We start from the raw sequence: 14,393 nt of genomic DNA on the forward strand, positions 1-14,393 counted from the left end.
GCCCGCGGCACTCCTGGGAGCGCTGATCCAGGCACTCCTTTTGCCGAGGGCGGCGCCGGATCAGGCCATCCGGCGCCGCAAGGCCCGCCATTGCGGCAGGGCCGCGTTTTTCGCCTAGCCCGAAAGGGCTGTGTTATCGGGGCTCGCATGTGGGAGCGCCGGCTGGAAAGGCCTTTATTTCTCCCTAGATTTCCTTTTAAAGCGGCACGGCCTCGGCCCGGAAGAGGTGAGCCGTCAGGGCGAGTTTGTTGCGTAGGATTTTAAGATGGCCGAGATCATTGCCTTCAAGGATTTGAAGAAGATTGCCGATGGATGCGAGGTGCTCAGCCTTTTCGAGCCCAGAAGCTCTTCCGCGTCCGAGCCGCTGACTGCCGGCAAAGCGTTCGACTATCCAAGCTCGCGTCCCTTCATCTCTGGAAACCTGACAGACCTCTTCGAGCAGGCGAACGCCGTGGTGATGCGGCACTACCAGGGTGACCCGAGGGTGTCCGGCTTCGTGGCTGAGAAGTGCCTGGAGCTCATTCAGGCCTTGGAGGACCATGCGCAACCCGAATGACGACTGGTCTTCGGCGGCCCTTCGGCCATTGCCCTTGCGCGGTTAACCATCCGGCCGATAAGACCGTTAACCCTGCAAACATCGGATCCCGGACGAATCCACTGCTTTGTTGACTTCCTAAGCCAGCCATACAAACTCGTTCGGCCAGCATGATATTTGTGGCAGGTTGAGTGGTCCGCAGCCGTTTGCGCAGCTCAAAGGCATGATGCCCCCCTGCCAGGTCGGTGAGAATCCGGCGGTTTCCAATCCCTAGATTTCGTCAATTCGATCTTGGTTGTGAGGCCTTCCATGGCCTGTCCTTGGAATCGTCCCGGTGTCGCGTGTTGAAGAATATTTTGTGTTTTGATCGTACAGGGCTGCCCTTTCTCCGGGGCGTTCTTCTGCCCGTTGTGCTTGTTGCTCTGACGGCACTGTCCCTGGGGGCTCTGTCGATCCTGTGGGCCGTCAACAAAAGCAATGATGTCTCGGCCGAGCGCCAGCTTCGGACGACGGATCGAAGCATCCGCGCCGTTGTCCAGGAGCTTGCCCAGCAGCAGGAAATGGTTGCCGTTTGGGACGATGCGGTCCTGGAGCTCAACAAGAGCCCGAGAGACCTGAAATGGCTCGATGCCAATCTCGGGGTTTGGCTGAGCAAAACGTTCGGTCAGGACGAAGTCTACATTCTGGATGAGCGAAACGAGCCGATCGATGCGACCATCGCGGCCGCTCGCGTCTCGACGCAGAACTTCGAGCGCGTCAGGTCTAACATCAATGCTCTCGTTGAAGGCATCCGTGGAGGCTTGGGTTCGCCGCACCACGAGCATGTCGAGGAGCTCACCGAGGCGGAGTACCTGACCAGCGGAAAAGCCATTCACGATGCCCATCTGCTGGAGCTTCTTGGGCGCCCGGCAGCCGTCAGCGTCATGAAGATCATTCCCGAATCCGATGCCGTTCCCTACCCCCATGGAAGGGAGTATCTCCTCGTCAGCATCCGGTTTCTCGACGGAAGCTTCATCAAGCAGATTTCGGAACGCAACCTGATCGAGGGACTTCGCTTCTCCGCCGCCGACAGCCCGGAATCGGGTGAGATCTCGGTGCCGGTTCAGTCCGATGTGGGCAATCTCATCGGGTACTTCATCTGGAAGCCGGAACTGCCGGGCGATCGCGTTCTGGGTTCCGTGGGCCCGGCGACCGCGGCTGCCGCCGCAGTCATCCTCCTCATGCTCGGATTGCTGGTGGGCAAGTTGAGGCGATCCATGTCGGCCCTCGAAAGAACGGTGCTCGAGTTGAGGGCCAGCGAAGCGCAGGCGCATCACCTGGCCTTCCATGACGTTCTCACCGGCCTGCCCAATCGGGCCCTGTTCGAGGACCGGCTGAACCACGCCGTCACGCGCACCCAGCACGCTGGAAAGATCGCAGTGATGATGCTCGACCTCGACCGGTTCAAGCATGTCAACGATACACTCGGGCATCACGCAGGGGACAGCCTCATCCGCGAGCTGTCGGTTCGTTTGTCGAAGCTCGTCGGGGCGCAGGACACCATCGCCCGATTGGGAGGTGACGAGTTTGCCATCGTGCGGTCATCGGTTGCGGGAGAGGAGGACGTCAAGGCTCTTTGCGATCGCATTCTGGCGGTTGTCGAGCAGCCTTACGACGTTCTCGGCCATCAGGTCTTCGTCGGGATCAGCATCGGCGTTGTTATCGCTCCCGACGCCGGCCTGGACCGCATCGAGCTTCTGAGAAAGGCCGACATCGCCCTTTATCGCGCCAAAGGCGAGGGGCGGAGCCGCTACCGGATCTTCACGCCTGAGATGGATGAGACCGTCAATTTCCGCAAGACGATCGAGGACGATCTGCGGGAGGCGCTTGCAACGGGTAAGGGGCTGGAAGTTGCCTATCAGCCGCAGATTGCTTTGGGCGGCGGCGATATCGTCGGCGTTGAGGCCCTAGCGCGTTGGCGGCATCCGGAACGGGGATGCATTCAGCCGAGCCAGTTCATTCCCGTCGCTGAACAGACGGGCTTGATCAATCAGCTCGGTGATTGGGTTTTGCGGGAGGCTTGCGGCGTGTCCCGCCGCTGGCCCGATCTGTTCGTGTCCGTCAATCTGTCCCCTGTCCAATTCCGGTCCAAGGGCTTTGCCGAGCGCGTCATCGGGATCGTCGGCGACTGTGGCGGGGATCCCCGCAAGATTGAGCTCGAAGTGACGGAGAGTGTTCTCCTGGACGAGGAGGGAGGGACGGTCGATGCGCTGCGGATGCTGCGAGGTGCAGGTTTTCGCATCGCGCTGGACGATTTCGGCACAGGCTATTCGAGCCTGGGCTACCTGCACCGCTTCGACGTCGACAAGATCAAGATCGACCGCTCGTTCACTCAAAGCCTAGGGCAGGGGAGCAAGGCCGCAGCGGTCATAAAAGCGATCGTGTCGCTTGGCCATGCGATGGACCTGACGGTCACGGCCGAAGGCGTAGAGACGGAAATCCAGAAGAAATTCCTGCACACGGCAGGCTGCAACGAGATGCAGGGATACCTGTTCTCCAGGGCTCTCTCGGCGGATCAGGTGACAAGCCTTCTCGGCCGCAGGTCATCCATGAATGCTCAGGGCCACAGGGGCATATCGTCGCTCATCAACGCTAGTTAAGAAATCCAAACAGTGAATGTTGCGTCGTGATCACACGATGAAAGCAGAGTGTTATAACAACAGCGGAAAATAGATGACATTACGGAGAGTTACCTCTTTCGGAATAACCTTCAAGAAGGAACTAAACCCCTCCCCATCCGTTTTTGCCACGCTCGGTTCGATACGCACGGACCGGTTCCCTGGATATGGCCTCTTCATTACCAAGGCTTTTTGCCTGTGTAACTCAGGTAATTGGCGGCATTATCCACGATACCACATTGCGGAACGCTACAAGGGGCAGAACAAGCATGGGTCATGATGTCGTCTATAAAGAGCAAATTCTCACAATCGCTCAAGATCCATTTCAGCACGTTACAACTGTTCTGATTTGCCGAAACACTCTTCTTAGAACCGGGATCAGCCACATCCTTTCCGGAACACGGTTCGCTCTCTCGGAAGAGATCCACGACGATCTTTCGAGCCTGGCCGCCTTTGCCGACAAGGTGCCCGTGCTCTTCCTCATCTGCGACAGCCTTTCGCCAGATGAATACATCGCCACCGTCGAGAAGCTGAAGGCGCAGTGCACCTCGGCTCGCGTGGTCATTCTGGCGGACCAGGTCGAGCCTCGCGCCGCCGTGCAGATCTGCCAGGCGGGACTGGATGGCCTTTGCCCGACGACCATGGAGCGCGATGCCCTGATCAAAGCTCTCGAGCTGGTCATGCTGGGCGAAGTCTTCATTCCGGCCACTATCGGTTTGAGCCTCGTGGATCAGGCATCATCTGGTCCTTTGACCAAGTTCCAGCCTCTGCCGGCCCCCATGCCGGCCAACGATCCGTCGATGATGCTGAACAAGCTGTCCGACCGGGAGGCCCAAATCCTGCGCTGCCTCACCCAAGGCGCCTCCAACAAGCTGATCGCGCGGGAACTCGGGGTGGCCGAGGCTACGGTGAAAGTGCATATCAAGGCGATCTTGAGAAAGGTGAAGGCGGTCAACCGGACTCAGGCGGCCATGTGGGCGGCCGGGTACCTGAACTCCGCATCGAACGACATCACCATGGTTCCCGGCGAGTAACGAAAAATTCGCCTGTCCTCCGGCCGGTGCAGCTGCCCCGCATGCATCGGTCGTGGTCTCCTCCCTCGCCGTCGAGCGCTTGTTCCGCCAGGGCGAGGGGCCGAAGACCTGTTCTCTACTCCTAATGGAGTAGCTCATATGGTGGATTGCGGATCAGCCGGACCGGGTTGTAAGCCTGACCTTATCCTGCGGCGGGTCGGTCTGTTTTCATTCGTGCAAGCGTACTCACGCCACAGGTGTAAACTTAAAATAAATCACCTGAGCACATCAGTGGGGCATTCATGAACTATCAAGTAGAACTGGTCGCTCGTGCGTTTTACGACGCCGAGCACGAAGGATCGTCATGGGATGGTGAGAGCGAAAGCCTCAAGCAAGAATTTCGTGGATACGCCCGCAACGCCATCGACCTACTGAGTGAAGACATTGGAGTGCTCCTCATGGCCTTGGAGCGAGCCTCAGCCGAAGAGCGCCCATCCGGCGCACGAGTGGCCGCATAAGCGCCCTCTTCCCTATGTGCTCCGTAACCTAACCTGAGCACAGGGTCTTGAGGATCGGGTGTGAAAAAGCCCTGATCCTCAAGGTCGTTCAAAGCGGTGAGTCACCGACGGGAAGCCGCTACGACACTCCCGCCTGCTGCCTGAATACATTCTTTGTTTTGCGATCGCGCGCGCATCAATGCGCATCCGGCGGCAGGTCGGCGATCCGCTTGATCTCGTAGATCACCAGCATCAGAAAAACCGACATCACCACGATGCCAATGGCGCTCGTGAAGACGCTTGCGCTCACCCCTGACGCGGAAGAGACGAGGGCCAGCAGGATCAGAAAGGGCAAGCCGAGCGCGATGGCCAGAACAGCGAGAAGGGGCCGTGACATGGGGGTGGTTCCCGTGAGTGGATGGAGCATCTTAGTAGCCCTCGAATCGTGGAGAAAGTGAGATCCGATCTCCGGCTTTTGCTCTCGGACGGCATATATCCATAAGGGTGATGTCCATAAGGATAGGGTGTACCCAAGGCTGCCCCGCACCGGCTTGTGCGGCCATCGGGCATCAACCTCGAAGATCGATGCCCTGCGCGCTGCTCTAGGCTTCCGCATGTACCGGCAGAACGGCGACCCATAACGGCTGCAGCGACCGGCCGAGCCTGTCCTAGGCGGTCAGACGATCCCGTTCCTGAGCCCCTGCCGAGGGGCTGTGTCAGATTGACAGGGGATCCTGCCTTGCCAGCCGGCGTTCTCTGGCTGGAGGCACCGATGTTGAACGCTCCCCCGAACCTCGCCAGAGCAGAGCCTGACCGCACGAGGGATCCTGCCGCACCGAAGCTGTGGCGACCCCGGCGGGTGCTGGTCACCCCCGCGGCGCTCGAGTGGGATCACGGCCGCGCCATCGTGGAGCGGGCGGCCGCCCTCGGGTCGGAGGTGATCGAGCTCAAGAGCAACCGCCTGACGGGTCTTTCCGGGGAGAATGCCCGGCAGTCCTATGTGAACGCCAAGACCACGCTTGCCGTCGTTGTCGCTCCTCCCGGCAAGCGCCGCCTGCAGCCCATCCCGCCCAGCGCCGACTGGCGTGTCGATCTGGCGGAGGGATGCCCTGCCCATTGTCAGTACTGTTATCTGGCAGGCTCCCTCGCCGGGCCTCCCGTGACACGGGCCTATGCCAATCTCCCCGAGATCCTCGGTTGCCTGTCCGATTATGTCGGACGGGGAGAGGTTACGTCACGCTCGGCCGGCAGGTCCCATGAAGGCACGACGTTCGAGGCGTCCTGCTATACGGATCCGTTGGGCATCGAGCATCTCACCGGCTCGCTTGCGGCAACGATCGCGCATTTCGGGTCGTGGCAGGCGCCCGTGCAACTGCGCTTCACCACCAAGTATGACGCCGTCGAGCCGCTCTTGAGCCTCGCGCACAACCGTCGCACCCGAATCCGCTTCTCGGTGAATGCCCAGCCGGCGGCGCGCTTCGAGGGAGGCACGGCTCCTGTTGCGGCGCGGCTCCGGGCCCTGCGGCGGGCGGCTGCTGCAGGTTATCGGGTGGGTTTGACGATTGCTCCCATCATGCCCATCCAAGAATGGCGGGAGGCCTACGGCGCGCTCCTGGGAGATGTCGCCGCGGCCGTTGAGGGTATCGACGATCTGGATCTGACGGCTGAGCTGATCACCCACCGCTTCACCCCGGGCTCCAAGGATGTGCTGAACGGATGGTATCCGGGGTCGGACCTGGACATGGACGAGAGCAGGCGCGCGCGAAAGACCACCAAGTTCAACTCGCTCAAATACGTTTACACGCCCGATGTGATGAAGGAGATGCGCTCCTTCTTCGAGGACGCGATCAAGAACAGCCTGCCCTCGGCCCGCGTCTTGTACTGGACGTGATGCAGGGAAGCGGAAGGAGCCGGACTTCCATGAGGGCTCATGAGCCGGCGGAGAGGAAGTCGGCATAAGAGGCCGCAAACGGTCCACATGAGGTGGCCGAGGGAAGCTTTCCCGCACAAGACCGGCGCCCCATAGCCTTACGCCTGACCGGACGTCTCGCGGTAATGGTGAGCTACGTCGTCATGACCCCGGAGGTTCACGGGACGGTAGGGCTGCATGATGTCGTAATGAAGCACCTCTTCGGCCTTGAAGCGCTCGCGCACGGACGGGTGCAGGACGGCATCCTCCCGGATCGCCCTTGGCTTCTTGCCGGCAAACTGGAACAGGCTGCTCTTCGTTTCGTCGTGCTGCGGCCCTTCCGGATCGGGGTAGAGCTTGAGCAGCGAAGGGTCGATCTTCAGACCCGCCCCAGTTGCCGCCTCGACCATCCATTGCAGAGCGATATCAGAAAGGCGCGACTCGTTTTCCGGGTAGCTCCCGCCGATGTCGGAGTGATTGCCCGCAAACCAGATCTGCTCGAAGGAACGGGGTGCGTCAGGATCCTCCAGGCACTGAGCTTCGGCCCTTGCCACTGTGAGGGGACCCCACGGCACCCGCTGGAACGACGTTCGCGCCTCGTCGATGGCGAGAGCGTGCCGCGCGAAGGGAATTTTGGGGTTCAGCTCGGTGTCGTAGAACGTCATCCTGGCGCGGGTGAGATGGAACGGATGCCGCCACGTCCAGGGATCGACGCCGATCTCCCACTTCCAGCGGGTGATGAGATTGGCCCCGAAGGCCACGATCCCAACCAGAAGCGCCAGAACGACGACCCATTGCGTCCAGCCCGTGAAGATCCAGAACGGAGGAACGAGGTACCAGAGCAGCGTGCTCACGAGCGCGACCCCGAGCAGGGCCACGATGCCGAGCACGAACAGCATGACGGGATTGGCGAGGGACGCCACGGTATCGAACACCCCGATGAAGTAGGGATAGGCGTTCGTCTCGCCGTTCGCATCGCAGCCGTAGTCCTGCCGGAAGCGCCGTGCGAGCTCGCGACGCTGGGCCAAAAGCTGCTTCTCCCGTGGAGAGGCCTCTTCCTCCCGGCGCGACTCGGTATGCTGATAGACGCGCTTCACCGCTTCCCGGGCAATCCTGTGCGTGCTGGCCTCGTCCCGCCTCAACGGGCCTCCACCCTTGGCCTGCCGGGGAATGCCGCAGGAGCCGATAACGGCTCCCAGGCACCGGATCGTGTAGGCTCCGCGGCTGAAGCCGAACAGGAAGATGCGGTCGCCGGGCTGCCACAGGCGGATCACGGCGGCATAGCATTCGATGATGTTGGCCGTGAGCCCAAGGCCGAGAGCCTGGCTGACGAGGTTGCGGAACTTGCGCCACAGGCTTCCGAGCGTGCCCAGGCCCGGCGGCAGGGTGCCGATGCCTGCATCGTAATGCGCGAGCTGCTCCTTCGGGTCGATGGCGGCGTCGGGGCCGCAGCGGGTCGCCCGATAAAGCTTGTAGATGTTGCTGCGCCGCTCATCGACCAGGACACCACCGCGCTGGCCTGTGCCGTCGGAGAAGATGACGATGTTCTTGGGCATGATCCCTCCCAGGCTTCACCCCGGATCACATCTTAAAGGCAAAGAGCGACGCATATGCAAGCTCAGGTTGCCGCCCTTCACAGCCGAAAGCGGGAAAGGGGCGCTATTCGGCGCCATGATGAGCATCGCCGTATGGGCGGCGGTTCTTTCGCACAAGGGACCTCCGGCCTGATGTCGGACCGTCCAGAACATCCCCGGAAGAGCTTGGGCTCGCCGCCGCGTCTGGAACAGGATCGATCCCCTCCGTGGCGCGAAGGCACGCAACAGCAAAGTCCGTGAATGCTCTCACTACGGGACGCATGAAGCGCACCGAGGGATAGGCGAGAAACGCTTCCGTGGGGCGAACTTCGTATTCGGGCAGGATGTGGATCAGCCGTCCATCGGCCACCTGCTCTGCGGCGAGGAGGTACTGCACCGGGCAGGCTGCATGCCCCGCGAGGAGGGTGCTCAAGATCACGTCCGCGTTGTTTGTCCGCAGGGCAGGCCGCACGGGGACGTCAACCGTCTCGCCCCGCCGCCTGAGCGTCAGCACATCCTTAGGCGACAGGACGGCCGGGGTCGTGACGACCCGGATCTCCGACAGGCGGTCAACGGTCGTGATCGGGCCTGCCTCCGCCAGGAACGCCGGAGAGGCTACGAGAATGCGGCGAACCAGTCCAAGCCGTCGAATAATGAGATCCTGTCCTTCCGGGCGGCCGTACTTCACCGCCAGATCGAAGTTCTCATAGACGAGATCGACGTTGCGGTTTTCGAGAACGAGATCGATCGCGACCGCCGGGTACTTGGCCTGAAACGCCATCACGATGGGATGAAGGCGCTTGACCCCCAGACAGGACGGAGCGTGAAGGCGCAGGGATCCCTCGATGTCGTTCATGTCGCGACGCATTCCTTCCAGAGCGGCGTCGATCGTCGCCAGTGCCGAGCGGCTTGCTTCATATAGCATCTGACCCTGCGGCGTCGGCCGGACGATGCGCGATGACCGTTCCAGGAGGCGTGCTCCGACATGCCGTTCGAGATTCGTCAGCTGCTTCGTGATCGCAGGCTGCGATACCGCCAGATCCCTTGCGGCTGCCGTAACCGAACCACGTTCAACCGTCCGCTGAAAGGCCCTCAAAGCCAGGGTGAGATCCATGCATTCCTCCTGGTTATGCCGCCGATCACCTCATAACAGATAGACGCAGGAAGCACCATGCCGCACATAGGCCCCGGATGAGCAAAGCCTGCCCAGTTACCGTGAGAGCATGATGATCAATAGACGTGCGTTTGTTCTTGGCGCCCCGGTTGCATTGGCTGGCTGCGTCAGCAGCCAGCAGCCGAATGTGGCCGCGGTCAAACCCCAGGTCGATCCACAGTACGCACTGATGTACGCCTCCATCGACTCCGAACCCTTCCCGGTTCCTGCGGTGGATCTCGACACCATCGACCCGAAGTTTCTCCGCCGGGAGGTCTCGTATCCTTCCCGTGAGCAGCCGGGCACGATCGTGGTCAGTCCAGCCGAACGTTACGCCTATCTGATCCTCGAAGGCGGACGAGCCATCCGGTACGGCGTCGGAGTCGGCAAGGAAGAAGCCTTCAACTTCCAGGGTGCCGCAACGGTGGGCCGCAAAGCCGAGTGGCCGCGCTGGACGCCGACGCCGGACATGATCCGGCGGGAGCCCGACCGTTATGCCAAGCATGCCGGCGGATTAAGTGGCGGCGTCGACAATCCCCTTGGCCCACGCGCTCTTTATCTGTATCGCAACGGGCGCGACACCCTGTATCGGCTGCATGGGACCGTCGAGCCATGGACGATCGGGACCATGGTTTCATCCGGCTGCGTGCGCCTGCTCAACCAAGACATCATCGATCTCTATCGACGCGTCCCGACGGGCAGCAAGGTGGTCGTGCTTCCCGTCAATTCGACCGTTGCCAGCGGATGATCGCCGGCTTGCCTGAGGGATGTAAAATACCGGTTATGGATCCGATGAATCACTGATACATTGACTCATCGGATCCGCCATTCCTTCCAGGTCACAGGCCTTCTCTGCATGTTCACGAACCGCTTCGATCCGCAGCCCGAGCTGATGGGTGACGCTCTATCGGTCAGGCCCTTGAGACCTGATGATCTGGAGGGGCTGTTTGCTGCAGCCGCTCATCCTGAGGTTTGGGCAGGGCATCCGGCGAGCGACAGGTACAAGCGGGAGAAGTTCGAGCCATACTTCAACTCCCTTTTGGACAGCGGAGCTGCTCTTTGTGTCGTGGATCGGCAAACAGGCCACATCATCGGATGCTCGCGGTATTACCCAGCGCCAGATCAGCCGAACAGCATCTCCATCGGGTTCACCTTCCTGCACCACGCCTACTGGGGCGGCAGGACGAACTTTCAGCTCAAACGGCTGATGCTCGATCATGCCTTCAGGACGTTTCCGGAGGTGTGGTTTCATATCGCCCCGACCAACATCCGATCGCAGAAGGCTACGGCCAAACTGGGCGCCGAACATGCCTACGATGCGACGCTGGATCTGTCCGGCACCCCTGCGCCATGGATGTGCTTCCGCTTGAGCAAGGATGCTTGGGAGCGCACGAGAGAAAGCCGAGAAGCATAAGTTCATACCGAGTTGAGGACGCCGCTCCTCTCGATCCCAGCCTGGCAGAAGCTTTCTTAGGGAACGGGCGTTCAACTGAAAAGAAGCGAGGCTCCTCGCTTGAATCAGCGCAATCGCTTTGTCGAAGTGATCGGGCCGTAGCCGTTGGTGCGGATGCGTTCCTCGGCAACGGCGAGCGGCTCCGTCATGACCGTCATCGAATAAGCAGTGGCATGAAGCAGGCGCGTGGCATCCGCCATGATGCCCACATGCCCTTTCCAGAACACGAGATCTCCGCGCTTCAATCCCGAGAGGTCCGGTTTCAGCTCGAGAAACGTCCCGAGTTCCTTCTCCTGCATGTCGCTGTCGCGGGGCGATTCGATCCCCGTGGCCCTCAGTGCCGTCTGGACGAGACCCGAACAATCCAGTCCGAGCGTGGTCTTGCCGCCCCATAGGAAGGGCGCTCCCAGCAGGCTCTCGGCAACGGCGACGAAATCCGTCCGGTTCGTGTCAAGCGTCACGAGATGGGCTGCGAAAACATAGCCGCCGGTTGCAAGCCGTGCGTAATCGCCGAGGATCTCCGTCACGGCCACCCGGGCTCCGAGGCTCAGGAACCCCGCGTTCGGCAGCTTGAAGCTCGGGTTGGTGTAAAGGAAGGTTCGCGTCACGCCGACCTTATGGGTCGGCTCGGTGCCGGGATCATCGAGAGAGGCGGCTCGCAGATAACCCACGTAACCATCGCTCTTCAGCTGGCCCCAGGCCCAGCCGTCACGCTCCTCATAGACCGTCACGAGCTCGCCCATGAGCGCCTCAGTGTCGAAGCCGGCGTCAGACGATGGATGGCGATGCACGGTGGTCGACGGGGCCGTGACCCGGCGCAGGTTGCCCGTCGAAAAGCGGTCGGCCTCCACCTGGCCCTTCAGCCGCGTGTCGGCGAGATCCGGCCGGAAAGGCGTATTCCGTCGATCGAAATTCATGGGAGTCTCTCCTAACGCAGGCGACGATCACCGTCAGACGCTCAATGGCCTGATCACTGTTTGAGGGTGCGCCAGATCAAGCCTGGTTGGCCTGCCGCTTGCCGACGGTGCGCCAACTGCTCCCCATGACCGTACCCGAAGCCTGTGATCCGCTCGTCTTACGGGAAATGGGGATTGTATAAACGGGCTGCCAAACTGGGCAAACTGATGTGTATTCAGGTTCAAGTGAACGCTGCTCATCCCAAGGTGAGCCCTGGGAGAGTTGATCCCAGGCTTGTCCGGATGCGGCCGCCGATGGGTCGCTTGCCGGCCTATGCATTCTTGAACGGCCAATGCTTACGGAGCGTCAGGGCTATTGGGCTCAGGTGCGCCTCTCGGGACCGACGAGGCAGCCTCTGTGATGGCGTTCCTCATCCACTGTTGTGCCGGTTCCGGCTGCCCCATCGCGGCCCACAGCAGTGACAGGTTGGATCTTTGTGGCGGCGTGACCCGCACGATCCGGAGCGTGGGGTGGGAACGCAGGATCGCTCTGGCCGTGCGGTCAGGCATCGACGCAATCAGGTCAGTGGTCTCCAGAACTTCTCCGAGAGCCGCATAGCTCGGAACCGACAGGGCGAAAGTGCGGTGGCGGCTCGTTCTCGCGAGTTTGATGTCGAGGAAGTTCTGCGTCACCGGCCAGGGCATCGGATAGATCTGCCGTTGCGTCAGGTAGTCTTCGATCGAGAGGGCCTCGTGCGTGCTGTAGATGGCTGATCCTCGACCTGCCAGGACGACAAGCTCGTCCTCCCACAGGACGGACGATGCGATCCGCTCGCCCGTCGGCGTGTGACCGCCGACGGAGAGCACAAAGTCTATCCGCCCGCTCGTGATGTCGGCCTCGTAGCTGCGGCGCTCGAACGTCTCGACGGCTAGGGACCAGTCGGGCGCACGCGTGCGGAGCACCCTTGTCAGCGCAGGGATGAGCGTGAGGTCGAGCGCTCCCGGAGCGGCGATGCGGAAGGTGCGCTGGGTCTTTGCCGGGTCGAAGCTCTCGTGCGGGTCCCCTCTGGCGTCCTCAAGGGACGACATGAGGATCGATAGCGGGCGCTCGAGGCTCCGGGCCCGGGTTGTCGGGATCATGCCCTGGGGCGTACGCACGAAGAGCGGGTCGCTGAAGGCGCGCCTGAGGCGGGCAAGAGCATGGCTCACCGCCGAGGGAGACACAAACAGGCGCTCCGCCGCCTGCGCCACGCTGCGCTCCTCCAGCATGACGGCCAGAGTTTTGAGCAGGTTGAGATCAAGCCGCCGCCAGTCCATCGCATCCTGAATTACGTTCACTATCGGCTGAATACATATCACTTGGCTCAGCTTACCCATGCTCCTATAGGCGGATATTCGCCCGTAAGAAAGAGCAAATGAGGCAATGCCACTGATGTCTCGGCAGTACTCTGCGTTTGGGATTGGATTGGCCGCAGCCTTTCTTTTGGTGAGTACAGCAGGCCATGCGGGGAGCATCGCAGACCGGGAAGCCCTGAGGCAGGAGCTTCGGGTTCTTGCCGACAGGCATCCTGGCCGCGTAGGCATCTGCGCTCAAGACGAGCGATCCGCGCCAGTGTGCGTGAACGGCGATGAGCGGTTCCCCCTGCAGAGCGTCATGAAGCTGGTGGTCGGAGCAGCCGTGATGGCGGCCGACGGGGAGCGGCTGAGCCTCAACGAGACCATCACGATCAGGCGGGAGGATCTAAGCGTTTACGTGCAGCCCATCGAGAAGATCGTCGCGGCCAGAGGCTCGTTCACGACAACCATCAAGGATCTCGTGAGACGAGCGGTGGCTGAAAGCGACAGCACTGCGACCGATGTTCTGATCGCCCGTCTGGGAGGGCCCGGGGCCGTCCAAGGATTCCTTGCGCAGAGAGGCATTCAGGGCGTCAGGATCGACCGCGACGAACGGCATTTGCAGGCAGACATCTCGGGCCTGTCGTGGAACCCGGACTATGTATTTCCCGGCAAGTTTGCCGCCGCGAGAAAAGCGGTTCCGGACTCGGCGCGCGATACAGCCTACAGAGCCTATATGAGGGATGAGCGCGACACCGCCACTCCCAAAGGCATGACGGCGTTTCTGCATGCGCTCGCAACCGGCAAGCTGTTGTCGCCCCCGTCCACCGACAGTTTGCTGGCGATCATGAGCCAGACGGTCACCTTTCCGGATCGCCTGCGAGCCGGAGCGCCCTCCGGCTGGACCGTGAGCCATAAGACCGGAACCAGCCCAAGCTGGCGAGGCATCTCTGCGGCAACCAACGATGTCGGTGTGCTCACGGCCCCTGACGGCAGCCCGGTCGCGATCACAGCTTTCGTCGCAGACTCGCAGGCTCCGATGAAAGCACGGGCCGCGCTGATCGCGGCGGCCGCCCGTGCTGTCACGGAAAGATACCGCTGAACCCTGAAAGGCCCTCCGTTGCACAGCCAGCAAGCTCTCACGTTCATGGCTCCCGGCAATCAGGCTGATCTTGGGCGTGACCCCTCTCCCGTGCTGACGAGATCCAAAACAGGCGATCGAAGAGCGGACCTGATCCGCTCCAAGAAAGGCTCCGTCAAAGGACCATCATGCATCAGCCTCCTCAAATCCCTTTCCTGACCCGGATCAAGCGCGGCGCGCTGTGGTTCGACGCCTGGCTCAACTCGGCCCTGTTCCAGGGCGGACGCGGC

At 61.5% G+C, this 14,393-nt stretch carries 13 protein-coding genes; 8 read left to right on the top strand and 5 right to left on the bottom strand.

Annotated elements, in window-relative coordinates:
• The first annotated feature begins 265 nt into the window (after positions 1 to 265).
• From JKG68_RS27045 to JKG68_RS27060, 4 genes are all read left to right on the top strand, one after another.
• The gene (locus tag JKG68_RS27045; RefSeq protein ID WP_202064972.1) at positions 266 to 556 is read left to right on the top strand and encodes a hypothetical protein; all 291 of its coding nucleotides are present in this window, start codon (positions 266 to 268) and stop codon (positions 554 to 556) included.
• A gap of 335 nt (positions 557 to 891) precedes the next feature.
• Positions 892 to 3,174, top strand: coding sequence for a bifunctional diguanylate cyclase/phosphodiesterase (locus JKG68_RS27050; RefSeq protein ID WP_202064973.1), 2,283 nt, complete (start codon positions 892 to 894; stop codon positions 3,172 to 3,174).
• Between the two features lie 287 nt (positions 3,175 to 3,461).
• The gene (locus JKG68_RS27055; protein ID WP_202064974.1) at positions 3,462 to 4,226 is read left to right on the top strand and encodes a LuxR C-terminal-related transcriptional regulator; all 765 of its coding nucleotides are present in this window, start codon (positions 3,462 to 3,464) and stop codon (positions 4,224 to 4,226) included.
• A 281-nt stretch (positions 4,227 to 4,507) separates the two neighbouring features.
• Entirely contained in the window at positions 4,508 to 4,723 is a 216-nt protein-coding gene (locus JKG68_RS27060) for a hypothetical protein (RefSeq protein ID WP_202064975.1), read from the top strand.
• Positions 4,724 to 4,898: 175 nt separating this feature from the next.
• On the opposite strand, the gene JKG68_RS27065 is transcribed toward JKG68_RS27060, so the two are convergent.
• Positions 4,899 to 5,099 carry a hypothetical protein gene (locus JKG68_RS27065; protein WP_202064976.1) on the bottom strand — a complete coding sequence of 67 codons (201 nt, stop codon included), beginning with the start codon at positions 5,097 to 5,099 and terminating at the stop codon, positions 4,899 to 4,901.
• 375 nt (positions 5,100 to 5,474) lie between these two features.
• Between JKG68_RS27065 and JKG68_RS27070 the strand changes: the two genes are divergently transcribed.
• Positions 5,475 to 6,593, top strand: coding sequence for a spore photoproduct lyase family protein (locus tag JKG68_RS27070; RefSeq protein WP_202064978.1), 1,119 nt, complete (start codon positions 5,475 to 5,477; stop codon positions 6,591 to 6,593).
• Positions 6,594 to 6,730: 137 nt separating this feature from the next.
• Here JKG68_RS27070 and JKG68_RS27075 read toward each other — a convergent pair whose 3' ends face one another.
• Positions 6,731 to 8,167 carry a phospholipase effector Tle1 domain-containing protein gene (locus JKG68_RS27075; protein WP_202064980.1) on the bottom strand — a complete coding sequence of 479 codons (1,437 nt, stop codon included), beginning with the start codon at positions 8,165 to 8,167 and terminating at the stop codon, positions 6,731 to 6,733.
• Positions 8,168 to 8,270: 103 nt separating this feature from the next.
• Entirely contained in the window at positions 8,271 to 9,299 is a 1,029-nt protein-coding gene (locus JKG68_RS27080) for a LysR family transcriptional regulator (RefSeq protein ID WP_202064981.1), read from the bottom strand.
• A gap of 109 nt (positions 9,300 to 9,408) precedes the next feature.
• Between JKG68_RS27080 and JKG68_RS27085 the strand changes: the two genes are divergently transcribed.
• Positions 9,409 to 10,086, top strand: a complete 678-nt coding sequence (locus tag JKG68_RS27085; RefSeq protein ID WP_202064983.1) for a L,D-transpeptidase — start codon at positions 9,409 to 9,411, stop codon at positions 10,084 to 10,086.
• A gap of 108 nt (positions 10,087 to 10,194) precedes the next feature.
• Positions 10,195 to 10,752 carry a GNAT family N-acetyltransferase gene (locus JKG68_RS27090; RefSeq protein WP_202064984.1) on the top strand — a complete coding sequence of 186 codons (558 nt, stop codon included), beginning with the start codon at positions 10,195 to 10,197 and terminating at the stop codon, positions 10,750 to 10,752.
• Positions 10,753 to 10,856: 104 nt separating this feature from the next.
• Here JKG68_RS27090 and JKG68_RS27095 read toward each other — a convergent pair whose 3' ends face one another.
• Both JKG68_RS27095 and JKG68_RS27100 read right to left on the bottom strand, forming a co-directional pair.
• Positions 10,857 to 11,708, bottom strand: coding sequence for a C40 family peptidase (locus JKG68_RS27095; protein ID WP_202064986.1), 852 nt, complete (start codon positions 11,706 to 11,708; stop codon positions 10,857 to 10,859).
• Between the two features lie 336 nt (positions 11,709 to 12,044).
• Positions 12,045 to 13,025 (bottom strand): LysR family transcriptional regulator, encoded by a 981-nt coding sequence (locus JKG68_RS27100; RefSeq protein WP_312890990.1) that lies wholly within the window; start codon positions 13,023 to 13,025, stop codon positions 12,045 to 12,047.
• Between the two features lie 148 nt (positions 13,026 to 13,173).
• On the opposite strand from JKG68_RS27100, the gene bla reads away from it, so the two are divergent.
• On the top strand, positions 13,174 to 14,124 hold the full coding sequence (gene bla, locus JKG68_RS27105) for a class A beta-lactamase (protein WP_312890991.1): 951 nt from the start codon (positions 13,174 to 13,176) through the stop codon (positions 14,122 to 14,124).
• Positions 14,125 to 14,393 lie beyond the last annotated feature (269 nt).

It is taken from the genome of Microvirga aerilata (assembly GCF_016743775.1).
GTDB classification, from domain to species: domain Bacteria; phylum Pseudomonadota; class Alphaproteobacteria; order Rhizobiales; family Beijerinckiaceae; genus Microvirga; species Microvirga aerilata.